The organism is Methylobacterium segetis (assembly GCF_004348265.1).
In the GTDB taxonomy this organism is placed as follows: domain Bacteria; phylum Pseudomonadota; class Alphaproteobacteria; order Rhizobiales; family Beijerinckiaceae; genus Methylobacterium; species Methylobacterium segetis.
On the sequence record NZ_SMNT01000061.1, the window covers coordinates 1 to 12,944 of the forward strand.

Annotated in this window: 14 protein-coding genes; 8 read left to right on the forward strand and 6 right to left on the reverse strand. The window is 62.8% G+C overall.

Annotation, left to right across the window (positions count from 1 at the left end; all coding sequences use genetic code 11):
- From E1J50_RS16250 to E1J50_RS16260, 3 genes are all read right to left on the reverse strand, one after another.
- The coding region (locus tag E1J50_RS16250) for a response regulator transcription factor (RefSeq protein ID WP_132254890.1) at positions 1–558 on the reverse strand (558 nt) is incomplete at its 3' end.
- 137 nt (positions 559–695) lie between these two features.
- A complete protein-coding gene (locus tag E1J50_RS16255; RefSeq protein ID WP_132254891.1) occupies positions 696–911 on the reverse strand; it encodes a hypothetical protein in 216 nt (71 codons plus the stop codon).
- Between the two features lie 446 nt (positions 912–1,357).
- Positions 1,358–2,662: a DUF3616 domain-containing protein gene (locus tag E1J50_RS16260; protein ID WP_132254892.1), complete on the reverse strand. Its 1,305-nt coding sequence runs from the start codon at positions 2,660–2,662 to the stop codon at positions 1,358–1,360.
- Positions 2,663–2,710: 48 nt separating this feature from the next.
- On the opposite strand from E1J50_RS16260, the gene E1J50_RS28350 reads away from it, so the two are divergent.
- Entirely contained in the window at positions 2,711–2,842 is a 132-nt protein-coding gene (locus E1J50_RS28350; RefSeq protein WP_281024576.1) for a hypothetical protein, read from the forward strand.
- A 1,192-nt stretch (positions 2,843–4,034) separates the two neighbouring features.
- On the opposite strand, the gene E1J50_RS16265 is transcribed toward E1J50_RS28350, so the two are convergent.
- Both E1J50_RS16265 and E1J50_RS27370 read right to left on the reverse strand, forming a co-directional pair.
- Complete coding sequence (locus E1J50_RS16265; RefSeq protein ID WP_207919225.1) at positions 4,035–4,211, reverse strand: hypothetical protein; 177 nt, start codon at positions 4,209–4,211, stop codon at positions 4,035–4,037.
- Between the two features lie 97 nt (positions 4,212–4,308).
- Positions 4,309–4,455, reverse strand: a complete 147-nt coding sequence (locus tag E1J50_RS27370; RefSeq protein ID WP_165937881.1) for a hypothetical protein — start codon at positions 4,453–4,455, stop codon at positions 4,309–4,311.
- A 552-nt stretch (positions 4,456–5,007) separates the two neighbouring features.
- Between E1J50_RS27370 and E1J50_RS16275 the strand changes: the two genes are divergently transcribed.
- The 7 genes from E1J50_RS16275 to E1J50_RS27375 all read left to right on the forward strand — a co-directional run bounded on the left by E1J50_RS16275 (position 5,008) and on the right by E1J50_RS27375 (position 12,238).
- Positions 5,008–6,069 (forward strand): patatin-like phospholipase family protein, encoded by a 1,062-nt coding sequence (locus E1J50_RS16275; protein ID WP_132254894.1) that lies wholly within the window; start codon positions 5,008–5,010, stop codon positions 6,067–6,069.
- Positions 6,070–6,584: 515 nt separating this feature from the next.
- Complete coding sequence (locus tag E1J50_RS16280) at positions 6,585–8,357, forward strand: type I secretion system permease/ATPase (RefSeq protein WP_132254895.1); 1,773 nt, start codon at positions 6,585–6,587, stop codon at positions 8,355–8,357.
- A gap of 449 nt (positions 8,358–8,806) precedes the next feature.
- Positions 8,807–9,721, forward strand: coding sequence for a calcium-binding protein (locus E1J50_RS28355; RefSeq protein ID WP_132254896.1), 915 nt, complete (start codon positions 8,807–8,809; stop codon positions 9,719–9,721).
- A gap of 327 nt (positions 9,722–10,048) precedes the next feature.
- A complete protein-coding gene (locus E1J50_RS28360; RefSeq protein ID WP_281024577.1) occupies positions 10,049–10,174 on the forward strand; it encodes a hypothetical protein in 126 nt (41 codons plus the stop codon).
- Positions 10,175–10,196: 22 nt separating this feature from the next.
- On the forward strand, positions 10,197–10,412 hold the full coding sequence (locus tag E1J50_RS16290) for a hypothetical protein (RefSeq protein ID WP_132254897.1): 216 nt from the start codon (positions 10,197–10,199) through the stop codon (positions 10,410–10,412).
- Between the two features lie 210 nt (positions 10,413–10,622).
- Positions 10,623–11,981 carry an HlyD family type I secretion periplasmic adaptor subunit gene (locus tag E1J50_RS16295; protein ID WP_132254898.1) on the forward strand — a complete coding sequence of 453 codons (1,359 nt, stop codon included), beginning with the start codon at positions 10,623–10,625 and terminating at the stop codon, positions 11,979–11,981.
- A gap of 86 nt (positions 11,982–12,067) precedes the next feature.
- A complete protein-coding gene (locus tag E1J50_RS27375) occupies positions 12,068–12,238 on the forward strand; it encodes a hypothetical protein (RefSeq protein WP_165937882.1) in 171 nt (56 codons plus the stop codon).
- Between the two features lie 83 nt (positions 12,239–12,321).
- On the opposite strand, the gene E1J50_RS16300 is transcribed toward E1J50_RS27375, so the two are convergent.
- Positions 12,322–12,831, reverse strand: a complete 510-nt coding sequence (locus E1J50_RS16300; protein ID WP_132254899.1) for a cyclic nucleotide-binding domain-containing protein — start codon at positions 12,829–12,831, stop codon at positions 12,322–12,324.
- Positions 12,832–12,944: the final 113 nt, after the last annotated feature.

Sequence of the window (12,944 nt, forward strand, 5' to 3'; positions counted from 1 at the left end):
CTCGGGCTCGTCCATGCCGCCGTAGAGGTGGTTGAGGAACATCTCCTTCGTCAGGGTCGTGCCCTTCCGCAGGCTGAGGAGTTCCAGCATCTGGTACTCCTTGCCGGTGAGGTGCACCCGCGAGCCGGAGACCTCGACGGTCTTCTGGTCGAGGTTGACGATGAGGTCGCCCGTCGTGATGACCGATTGGGCGTGGCCCTTCGAGCGGCGCACGATCGCGTGGATGCGGGCGACGAGCTCGTCCTTGTGGAAGGGCTTGGTGAGGTAGTCGTCGGCGCCGAAGCCGAGGCCCTTCACCTTGTCCTCGATGCCGGCCATGCCGGAGAGGATCAGGATCGGGGTCTTCACCTTCGCGACGCGGAGCGACCGGAGCACCTCGTAGCCCGACATGTCGGGCAGGTTCAGGTCGAGCAGGATGATGTCGTAATCGTAGAGCTTGCCGAGATCGACGCCCTCCTCACCGAGATCGGTGGTGTAGGTGTTGAAGTTCTCGGACTTGAGCATCAGCTCGATGCTGGCCGCGACGGACGCATCATCTTCGACAAGCAATACGCGCATCACGGCACCTCGGTGAGGCGCTGATCATATTCCGTCATGGATACTGGAGTGTTAATGGCAACGAGCGCCGCCCGTTCTCTGCTAGGGACGGCGACGCTCGAGCGGCCGTCACAACGCTGTGAGCAGGTTGATGAGCGTTACCGCAGTGTGCTGATCGTCTTGTAGTGCTCCGCACCGGCCAGGGCCCGCAGCTTGATCGCCTTCACCCGGTGATGCCGAACGTGACGGAGCAGTTCCTGAGCGGTTTCTGGTCCGCCTTCCTGCCGCTGGCGAGCGGCGCTAGCTGCCAGTTCGTTTGCGATCGCCTCAGCAATGCAGGCAGCGGCTATGCGGTTGGGCGGCTTCCGGCTCATGGCGTTCTCGCGTGGCAGCGACGGCCATGATCGTCTGCTGGATCCTCTAACGACTCGTTAACCATGCGCTCTGCATAGGTGCTGTCCGACGACTGGCGAGAGGAAGGGGCGACCGCGGATGTACCGGCGCCCCTTCTTCAAGCGAGAGCCACTCAGGCCTGAGCGACGGTGGTTCGGCAGGGCGGCGTATGGACGTCCTTGAACTCCTCGCCCTCTCAGCGGCTGCCATTGGCTCGCTGTTCAGCATCGGCATGCTCATTGTCGTGATCTGAGTTGCAAGCTCGATCCCTCAGGTCCGCGCGACGGAAGTCGGCCATTGTGAGCCGTTCGTAATGGGGTTGCTGGCCCGGAAGCAGACGCTCCGAGGAGCTGCGTGGATGCGAGGAGATCCTCCGGCGTGGCCGTCCCCATCGCTATAATGTGGGTGTAGCACTGGCAGAAGGCACCTACCTGCGCTCGTAGAGCCGAGGACCGCCATTTCTGAGGCCATCGAACAGAATGAGGAAACGCCTCGCTTCACCATCCAGTGGCAGGATGCCTTCCGCCTTCGCTCGATCGTCCCGGCCCACCGAGACATCCTCCAGCGTGGTCAGAAGCTCCGGGCGAGCCTGAGACTTCAGCTCAATAGCGTAGACCCGGAACGGGATGTCGGGTTGCTGGAGCGTCGGCCCCGACAGGATGAGCAGGCGTCCGTCGTCGAGCGCGGCGAGGTCGCGGATCCCGACACCTTCGCCGAGTTCGATCTCGATGCGCTCGCCCCTCGCGCCGGAGGGCGCATCGCCGGACGCGAAGAGTCCATCCGCCCGGACCGCAAAGACGAAGGCCTTGCCGCTGATTGAGGGCGCCCGCAGGCCGAAGAAGAGGTGATCGCCGATCGCCGCGACGCCCTCGATGTTCAGTCCGTCGTGCTCCTTGTCGAGATCACGTCCGTAATGCGGGCCGACGACCGGATCCCGCCGCAGGATTTCGTTCAGCCGCCACGTGGTCTCGACCGAGCCAAAGTCGTTGCTAGCCGGGACGCCATCCGGATCGACGCGCAGGCGGGCCAGCACGAAGGCGGACTTGACCGCGGTGCGGTCCTTGCGGGCGCAGCCGTGCGAGCCCACGACGTAGAAATAGGGAGCCGCGTAGGCCACGCCCTCGCCGTCGAGATCCTTGAAGCCGCCCTTGCCCTGCGAGCAGCCGAGGCGCTTCGGCTTCCTGCCGTGGATTGTGCGCCTCCTCTCCTTGTCGATGAGAAAGACCAGATCGCCGCCCTGCAGCCGCTCCTCGTCGAGCCTCGCGAGCTGGGCGTAGGTATCCTGGTCGTTGACCACGAGGCAGGAGCGGCGTCCTTGCGCATCTGGCGGCAGGCAGGCGATTCCGCTGACGTCGTGCGCCGGCTCGAGACCGTCCTTGCCGTCACTCCTAAGCCCCTTGGCCGCGAACTCCGATCCTGTATAGGTGAGGCTCTCAGAGACGGCGGGCATGGCTGCGAGAAGCCCCAGCAGGGCGAACGCCGTCGCGGACATCGGGCGCAGCGTCATTCGGGCAGTCTCCTCCTGCTGTGCGGCGCTGGCGAGGGCTCCCGCCTGGCTGCATCGTCTGGGGTCGCCGATCAGGATTGAGAACTCGTTCCGCCAACCCGTCAGTTTGTTCGCAATGGTCGCTGCATCGAGGCGTGCTTCTACGTCCCTCATCGCTACTCCAAGGCCTCTTCTTCCCTCCCAGTGAGCGGTGGCTTTCGGTCGGCTTCCAAATTCGCGTGCCATAGCTGGTCAAACCGTGGCATCATGGCCTCGCTACCTTGGAGGTTGGTCATGGCCTCAGAGAAGAAGCGCGGAAACCGCGAGGCTAAGAAGCCGAAGAAGCTGACGCCGAAGACGATTGCGGCTGCACCATCCTCGAAGGACATGGTCAGCGCCGCCGTTAAATCGGCCAGTCGGAAATAGGCAGCGGGTCCACTTCGCGAACCCGACGGCTGCGGCCGACGAGGTGCCCCCCAGCGCCTGTAAAACACAGTCCGGTTTTCGTCTGGCCGTACGGCCAAGTGGCTGGCTGAAAATGCGCGTGTCGACCGAACCGCATCGAAGCCCGGCCGCCGGGGAGATCTCCTCGTGCAACTCAGCTTCAGAGCAACCGCCGGTGCAGTGCGGAGCGGTGCTCCGGTAATCGTTGCGGGTGCCGGAGTTCAGCTGCCCCACGGCGTAGGAGACCACGTTGTACCGGTTGAAGAAGACGAGCCGTCCGCCGACTCGATGCAGCCGAGTCCAGGGTAGGTGCGCTCTATCACTCCCGCGGATGTGAACGCGTTGTCGGGCTCCGCCTCAAAGGCGGCGAGAACAGCACGCTGGATCTTGCCGGCCGCGGGGCTCATGAGCGTTTCCTTCTCTGCAGCGCTTCGCTTGGAGAACTCTCCTTGCCCGAGCTGCGGAGGGCACTGCGGGATCAGGGCAAGGCGCAGACCGTTGTCTACCCATCAGCTGGTCGCAAGCCAGCTCGGCCTCAGCCCGCACCACGGGGCGAGGCTGTTGTCTGCGTGTGTCTTCAGCGGCGCCGGCTGCGAGGAGGTCGCATGATGAGGACAGCTGCAATCCTGATCGCGTTCAGCGCAGCCGTCAGCACAGCGCAGGCAGCGCCACTTGGACACCGACAGCCGACGCCTGAGTCACTGGGAGCCGCGGGCGCACCAGCAAGCCCACCCGTGGCGAACGCGCCGGGTCAGGGTGCGAGCAAGGCTGCTCGAGAGACGGCCGAAGCGACAAAGCGCAATGACGCTGCGCGCACCGCACGGGACAAGCGGTGGGACGCTCACACGAAGCGGGCCATGGGCGGCATCTGCCGGGGCTGCTGAGCAGGTGAGGAGTACGACAGGACCACCCGCCGCATCACCATTCTGAGGGCCAGCATTCGGCTCGCGCCGCTCCTATGTGCGCTGTGAACGCTCGCACTCACGCCCGCCTATGCCGCCTCGGTGACGGGTCAACGTCGCTCGCCCCGCAGCACCAGACGCAGCGAGCGGGCAAGCTCGTCACGGCGAAGGCTTGTTGAGCACCGGCATCTCACCCTGGGCTATCGCCTGATCTTCGTCGAGGTTCCCGGTGCGCAGGTACCACGCCGCACGGTTAAGGAGGCGATGGGCGTTCACGAACTGCCGCTCGTGCGCACGCCCATGATCCGCAGGACGCTGGCTACCGCGGGCCGACCGGGGGCGAGGATCGCGCAGCTCAATAGAACCTGAGCGTGGCGCCACGAGCGGCGGACGAATAGGGGCGCGAACGCCAGGATGATCGCGGCGAAGCGAGTCGGCAGTACCGGCATGGCGGTGTCTCTTGGCGGGGACGCCACCACCCTAACCGTCAGCCTGCTTCGTCACCTTGCCCCGCTTGCCAGCCCGTCGCATTGGCCAAAGTCGAACTCAGACGAAGTGACGGAACACGACCTCAACCACCTCGGTCTTCGGGGTGGTTTCATCGCCGGCACCGATCTCGGGGCGTGCCATGTCGACCGGGATGAGGACGGTGATCAAGGCCAGCAGCCGGCGAATCGAACGAACAGCGGACATACGAACCTCAGGGGCTTGGTCAGGAGCGGCGTGCCAGATCTGGCAGCAACTGGGCATTGCCGAGCGGCGGCATGCCCCTTCCGCACTCATCAAACTGTGATGTGCCTCACGCACGCCGCAGAGGTCGTGCTACTCCATGGGCGTTCTCCTCGACCGCCCGGACTTATAGATCCCCGGGGGTCGGTCGGCCGCGTGAGCGTCAGCGAGGGCAGCATCGAGCTTATGCCGCTGCGCTTACGCCCCGTTTCGGGATTTCTGCAGATGTCCCATGATTGCGCTTATGCTACCGCCCCTCGCGGCGCAGAGCCCCTCGTCGCGCTCGCGCTCGATTTCTGAGAGCCGGATCAGCAGCGCCTCGACCTCGGACTGCAAATCTCCGGCGCCAACGGCCATTTCGACGCAATGATCCTGAGCCTCGGCAAGCTGGGGTGTCGCTCGGCGTTCGGGGTCAGGTTGCAATTGCGGTAGCAAGGCACTCGATAGACACTGCGCCTCCGCTGATGTTCCGGTGACGATGCCCCGGTGTCCGATCCCCGAAGAGGAGCTCCTGGCATGGCCGAGCGCTTGGAAGCGGGTCGGCTGGCGGCCAGCAGCGGCAGTGATGGAGTAAAGTCCGTCAATCTCGCCCTTCAGGGCGGTGGAGCTCACGGTGCTTTCGCTTGGGGCGTTCTCGACCGCCTGCTCGAAGAAGATGGTCTCGCCATTGAGGGCATCAGTGCAACAAGCGCCGGGGCGATGAATGCTGCGGTTCTCGCATATGGATTGACGGTCGGGGGGCGCAAAGGCGCGCGGCAAGCCCTCGACACGTTCTGGCGAGGGATCGCGCAAGCAGCGCTGTTCAGCCCTCTTCAGCCCTCGCCATGGGACCGGTTCTTCGGCAACTACGGACTTGAGACATCGCTCGCCTTTCCGTTCTTCGATGCCCTGACGCGCATCATCTCGCCGTACCAGTCCAATCCTCTGAATTATAACCCGCTCCGGCAGGTGCTGGAGAACAGCATCGACTTTGCCGAGTTGCGGCGCTGTTCCGCCGTCAAGCTCTTCCTCTCAGCCACCAATGTGCGGACAGGCAAGGTCCGGGTCTTCGGCTCTGGTGAAATCAGCGCCGATGCGGTTCTGGCCTCGGCGTGCCTGCCATTCCTGTTTCAAGCCGTCGAGATCGATGGTGAGCACTATTGGGATGGCGGCTACATGGGCAATCCCGCTGTCTTTCCGCTGATCTACGAGTGCGACTGCGCGGACGTCGTCCTTGTGCACATCAACCCAATTTGTCGCCCGGAAGTGCCTATCACCGCGCCGGAGATCATGAACCGGATCAACGAGATCAGCTTCAACTCATCGCTGATGCGCGAGATGCGTGCGATCAGCTTCGTCAACAGGCTAATCGAAAATGGTATCCTGCGTGGCAATGAGATGAAGCTGCTGCGCATTCACGCAATTGATGCCGAGGACGTCATGCAGACGTTCGGCGTCGCCTCGAAGCTCAACGCGGACTTGAATTTCCTGCTTCACTTGCACGGTGTCGGGCGGGCACGGGCAGAGGCGTGGCTCGCATGCGAGTTCGCCGAGGTTGGTCAGCGTTCGACCGTCGATCTGCAAGCCAAGTACCTTTGATACACGGAAGGTCTCGGGCGTGCCCATCGCCTGCATCAAGTCGCCTCAGTCCGCATCGCCGAAGCGAACTTCCGCCGACTGAACATTAGGATCTGCCCTGCACGCGAATGCTCACCACGAGATGAACTCACAGGCGCCGAGTTGCGTCGCATGATGTGCTGCGCAAGGGGTTCCTTGCTCGCCTTGCATTTAGAGCTTGTGCTCTCACTCAGCGAGCCATTCTCCAAAGTGTGATTTGCCTCACATTAACAGGAACCAAGAGCGCGTACAAACAACTCGCCATGACAATCCTACTGAAGCGCTTCAGCTCACCGCTGGAGCGCTTTTTTCTTGCTCAGCATTTGGCCCTGCACGGGCTGAGCGTGAGCCGGATCACAGAAGGTGGCTGCTGCGGCTCTACAAATCCTGATGCTTCCCTGGACTTTCGATCGGCGGAAAGCCGCAGCACAAGCTGAAGAAGCCCTCGCCGCCGACGTTCTTCCTGGCTCAACCCACCCAGCATGGAGTGATGCACAATGAAGTCCGCATCTCACGAAATCGGCGCTGTGCTCTCCAGCTGTCGCTCCGGATTTATCAGCGTGGCTGTCACCAGCGGTTTGGTGAACGTGCTCTATCTGACCGGCTCTCTCTTCATGCTGGTCGTCTACGACCGCGTCCTCCCCAGCCGGTCAATCCCCTCCCTGGTTGGCCTCGTGCTGCTGGCTCTGATGCTCTACGCCTTTCAGGGCATGCTGGAGGCTATGCGCGGCCGGATGCTCGCCCGGATCGCCGCCGCTCTCGACGATTTCCTGAGCCCGCATGTCTTCAAGCAGATGGTGTACGGCCCACGCGAGGGCGCGCCTGCAGGCAGCCGATATCTGCCCATGCAGGACCTCGATCAGTTGCGCGCCTTCCTTTCAGGCTCTGCGCCGGCCGCACTCTGCGATCTGCCCTGGATGCCGATCTACTTCGGCGTCTGTTTCCTCTTCCATCCCCTTATCGGAGTGACGGCAGTCGGCGGCGCTCTGTTCCTCTTCCTGATCACCATGCTGGCTGACCGGCTCACGCGCCGCCCCTTGAAGGTGGTGAGCGAGCACGCCATGCAGCGTAGCGCTGTGACAGAGGCCGGTTGCCGCAACTCCGACCTCCTCATTGCCATGGGCATGCAGACGCACTTCGCAGCCCGCTGGAACGCGGCGAACCACAACGTCCTCCTCGCTCAACAGCGTGTGTCGGATATCTCCGGCGCCGTCGGTGCTATCTCCAAGGTGTCGCGCATGGCACTCCAGTCCGGTGTGCTCGCCATCAGCGCCTATCTCGTCATCACCGGTGACGGCAGCACGGGTGTTCTCCTCGCCTCGTCCCTTCTCCTGGGACGCGCTCTGGCTCCGCTCGACTCGACCATCGCGAACTGGAAGACCGTTGTAGCCGCGCAGCAGGCCTGGAAGCGCCTGGGCGAGGTTTCTGCCAAGGCAGCTCCGCCGAGCCGAAGCGGGGTGCTGTCTGTGCCATCACGCTTCTTGAAGGTCGCGGGTGTCAGCATCGCTCCGCCTGGTGCACAGCGTCTGACCGTCAAAAACGTGAGCTTCGCTCTCAAAGCTGGGCAAGCGGTCGCAGTCATAGGGCCGAGCGGATGCGGCAAGTCGACGTTGATCCGTGGTCTTCTGGGAGTATGGTCAATTCATCAAGGCGCCATTCAGCTCGATGGCATCCCATTCGAGCAATGGGCCAAGGCCGATATTGGCCGGTATGTTGGATATCTACCTCAGGAAGTCGCCCTCTTCGCTGGAACGATTGCTCAGAACATCGCCCGCTTCTCACCCGACGCAAGTCCAGAGGCGGTCGAGAAGGCAGCGAAGGCTGCCGGGATCCACGAGTTCATCCAGGCAATGCCCGAAGGCTACGAAACCGAGCTTGGTGAAGGCGGAGTCGGGCTGTCCGGCGGACAGCGGCAGCGGGTGGGGCTGGCGCGCGCGCTGTACGGTGAGCCCTTCTTGGTCGTGCTCGATGAGCCGAATGCGAACCTCGACAATGAGGGCGATGCGGCTCTCACACAGGCTATTCTCGGTGTGCGGGCTCGAGGCGGTGTGGTGATCCTCGTGGCGCATCGGATGAGCGCACTCGCTGGGGTGGATCTAGTCCTGAGCATGAACGGCGGCCAAGTTCATTCCTTCGGCCGTAAGGATGAGGTTCTGCAGAAGCTCCGTGGAACGGGCGCCACGAATGGTGTTGCCACCAAGAAGCCTGCTCAGCCGCCGTCCGCTTCAACAGCCAACCCCTCGACAGAAGCTGTGAAGAAGATTGCTTAGAACAAAGACCACTCTATCTTTCAAGACAAACAAAACTTAATCTAATAACAAGCCTTGTTCCTGAAACATGCAGCCCGCGCAGCACTGACGCTGCGCGGGCTTATTCATATTGACGTGCCTATCTGCGTCTCGGCAGGCTTGCCAGTGCCCTGGGCGTCCGAGTTGATGACGGGTGCGTGTGAGGACGTGCTCACCTGCCCAGCACCTGCAAGGCACTGTCGCAACGCGCTGCTGCGACGAAGTCTGCGCGAGCATGATCAGCACCTCTCCGCACAGAGCAGCAATGGTCAAGCTTACGCTCGCAGCAGCACCGTCCTTTTATCCCTTTCCCGGGTTGAGGGCATGTCTGGACCATACGTGATCTAGGTCACAGAAAGATCCTCTATAATGCATCAAAAACAACTCGCCGATCAGAAAGACGGCGACATCAGATTAGAGGGAATACGGATATGGCTACGTTCATCGGAGACAATAACCCCGACATCGTGCGCGTGGGCATCGAGAGCTCGAACGATGCGGACTTCATCGACACCCAGGGCGGAATTGACGTCATTGACGCCGGCGGTGGCGACGACGTCGTGTTCGCTGGTGAAGGCGATGACCGCGTGAAAGCGGGCGCTGGCAATGACTTCGTTCAGGCCGGTGAAGGCAACGACCTTGTTGATGGCGGTGAAGGCGACGATGAGGTGTTTGGTGAGGGCGGCAACGACACCTTGAGCGGTGGCACTGGTAAGGACACCCTTAACGGCGGTGAGGGTAATGACAAGATCGACGGCGGTGACGGCGACGATACCCTCGATGGCGGCGCGGGTGCCGACAACATGCTCGGCGGCGCTGGCAACGACACCATGACCGGTGGCGAGGGCAACGATGAGCTGCGTGGTCAGCAGGGCGATGACGTCATCAGCGGCGGCGCCGGGAATGATGTCCTGCACGGTGGGCCGGGCAACGACAAGCTCGACGGCGGCGAGGGCAACGATGAGCTGGTTGGCGGCCCGGGCGTCGATGAGCTGCGTGGCGGAGCGGGTGCGGACAACTTCTTCGCTGGCGGCGAGACGGGCGACGTCATTCACTTCGGAGCTCAGGATGGGGCGCAGGACGACGCCTTTGTCGACCTGACCCAGCTCACCAACGGTGAGACCCTGGTGATCAAGGACTTCGAGGCTGGCGACCGACTGTTCTTCAATGCGGACAATGCCATCTCCAACACGCAGTTCGCCAACATCCAAGGCGGTGGCGGAGCGGATACGATCCTCACGCTGAACAACGGCGCGCACGTGATCCTCGAAGATTTCGCGGGCGGCCTCGTCGACGGCACCAACGTCATCGATCAGGCTGGCGTGACGTTCGGCAACCTCGCCTAACGATCAGTCCCTGCATCTCGGAAACCTGAGGGGCGGCTTCGGCCGCCCTTCTTTTTTTAGGCATGTCGCGAACACCGGCGATGGGCTGCAGAGATCAGCGGAAGTGCTCCCGCTCGGGCGAGGTCATCGAGGAAGGCTCGAGCCGGACCGCCGGAGCACCGCCACAGAACCTCAGGGGGCACTCCGAACGGCCGGACGTCACCCCCACTGCGGCTGAGAAGCGCTCATGTACGAGCACGTAGGCCACGGACACGGCTTCGTGAGGCGCGTCACAGTCACCGTTCTCCAACGGTGAGAAAGTCGGGACCAGAACAGCAGGAGGCCCCGATGACCCTCATCGTTCTCGATCCCCGAACCGGTACGCAGGTGATGATCGTGGTGCCGATCAAGGCGTCAGAGCCGCGGGCAACACCCGCAGCAATCCTCAGCCATCCTCGCTTCGCTCGCGCCTAAGCACAGTCAAGGATTGACCCCGATGGAAGTCGAAGCCCTCGATCGCCCCGCCGCTCTCAAGGTGTGGCATGCCGTGGCCGAGCGTTTCTTGCCGGCCGAGCCGGAGCGTTTCGCAAGCCTGCGCGAGGCGATCGCCGCGGCTGCGGCTGCCCTTGTCGAACCCGAACGGCAGCCTTGGATCGTCACGGAAGACGGCGATCTGATGTCTCCGAATTGGATCCGCTCCCGATTGAACTGACCTTACCGGAGGGATCAGGACCGCGGGTACCGTGTCTGTGTGACCGGGCTCACAGAACCCCTCTGGCGCTGATTTAAAAGATCTCTATCCACTCGGAGCAGGCATCTTCCGCTCAAGATCATCTCTGATCTTCCGATACCTCCTCCGCCGCGACCCTGTTCGCCCAGCTGCCAACCGGCGTCATAGCCGCCTCCAGCAGGAGAGTGTCCGATGCCCACCACCATTCCGGCGAATTTCCCGCCTCTCTCAACCGGCGAACGGCATCACCGGAGCGCTTCACCCGGCGCCGCGGTCCGCCACCAGGTTCGCCTGACGGCCCTCATCATTGCCGTCCTCGGGGGGGGCGTGGGCGGGTGGGCGAGCTTCACGAAAATCAGCGGCGCGGTCATCACGAATGGCCAGCTCGTCGTCGACAGCGACGTCAAGAAGGTTCAGCACCCAGTCGGCGGCATCGTCGGCGAGCTGCGGGTGAAGGAGGGCCAGCGCGTCAAGGCGGGCGACATCCTGATCCGCCTCGACGAGACACAGCCTCGATCCAGTCTCGACATCGTCCTGCGGGCCCTGGATGTGTTGGCTGCCCGCCGCGCCCGCGAGGAGGCCGAGCGCGACGGTGACATCAGCATAGCATTTCCCTCTGACCTTCAGGCACGGGTTGCTTCCGACCCGGCAGTGGCGACGCTCCTCGACAGCGAGACGCGCCTGTTCCTCTCTCGAGCGAAGGCGCGCAACGGTCAGAAGAGCCAGCTCCGCGAGCGCATTGCACAATTTGAACAGGAGATCGCCGGGCTGACGGAGCAGGTCACGGCGAAGACGAAGGAGATCGCCGCGGTCACGATGGAGCTGAAGGGCATCCGCGAGCTCTGGCAGAAGAACCTCGTCCAGATCTCGCGCCTGACGAATCTGGAGCGCGAGGCGGCGCGCCTCGAGGGCGACCGCGGCAAACTGCTCGCAGGGCTCGCAGGCTCCAGAGTCAAGATCAACGAGGTCGAGCTGCAGATCATGCAGGTCGACCAGGACATGCGGAACGAGGTCAACAAGGACCTCACCGACATTCGCGCCAAATGGTCCGAATACGAGGAGAAGCAGACAGCGGCCCTCGACCAGTTGCGTCGCACGGATCTGCGCGCGCCGCAGGACGGCATCGTCCACCAGATGACAGCGCATACGGTAGGCGGGCTCATCACACCGAGCGAGCCCGCGATGCTGATCGTGCCTGAGGCCGACGAACTCACCGTCGAGGTGAAGATCGAACCGAAGGATATCGATCACGTCCGGGTCGCTCAGGACGCGATCCTGCACTTCACGGCCTTCAGCCAGCGGACTACGCCCGAGATCAACGGTAAGGTGGATCGGGTTGCAGCCGACGTGGCCCAGGATCCGAAGACCGGGGTGTTCTTCTACAAGGCGCGCATCCGAGTTCCGGAGGCTGAGCGCGCGCGGTTAGGCGAAGTCCAACTGGTGCCCGGCATGCCGGTAGAGGCTTTTCTGCAAACCGGCGAGCGCACTGTGCTATCCTACCTCACGAAGCCGCTTGCTGAGCAGGTCGCGAAAGCGTGGCGAGAACATTAGAACGCGTGCTGGCGGGCACACGGGCCGGCAAGTGGGCGAGTCCGCCGTATCGCATAGCGTGCTTCCGGGAATCCTGAGGCGCACGGTTGGCGGTGTCGCTTGCCTACAAGACGGCGTGCGCCGATCTGATGGAGCACATTACCGGGGATCAAGGCTCGCCGCAGCCGTTCGCCCGGCTGGGCGTTGAGGAAGCGCCCGACCTTTATGAGGCGTTCAGCCTTTGCTCGTGTGATGATTGGGATCCCGAGGCAAGCTGAGCTACCTCGACACAGATTCTTGATCGACAGCAGTCAATGCACCGGCAAAACGGCGCTGCCGCTCTGAAGTCCCTGGCCGGTTCTCACTCCTCACGACGCAGGCAGGTCCGCGTCGTTGAAACGCGTGCAGCGTTGGCAAGCTCGGCAAATCGGTCATCCGCTCGGCGAAGCCGCCGGCAGAGCTCGCGGTTGATATTCTGCATCACCATCGCGTAAGCGTAGATGTCAGCCTTGTAGTACGAGTATAGGCTTCGGGCTGTGAGCTCGTACAGCACGAGCGGGCTCTCTGCGACGAGGGTGGCTGATCGGTTTTGAACTCCGATCAGCGTCATTTCACCGAAAAAATCGCCTGGGCCGAGACGATTGAGATCGATCGCGCACCCAGAAGCTCCCAGCTTGCTCACCACGATCTCTCCGGAATGGACGATATACATAGAACGGCCTGGTTCTCCCTCTGTTACCACAGTAGCGCCTGCCTCGAAGTGGCGTTCGACTAGCATCGAGATCAAGAGGTCGAGACTCGAGCCTGAGAGGCCACCGAAGAAAGGTGTATCGATCAAGAACGCCCTCAGCTCGGGCGAACTGACAGCCATCAGCCTATTACACTCCCGCGCCCGGAACTCGGGCGCCTCGCATCTTTGTAGTCTCTCCGTCCGTGCGCAACTTTTTTTGCACGTGCGGCATGAGCGCGACCGGAACGTTCGGT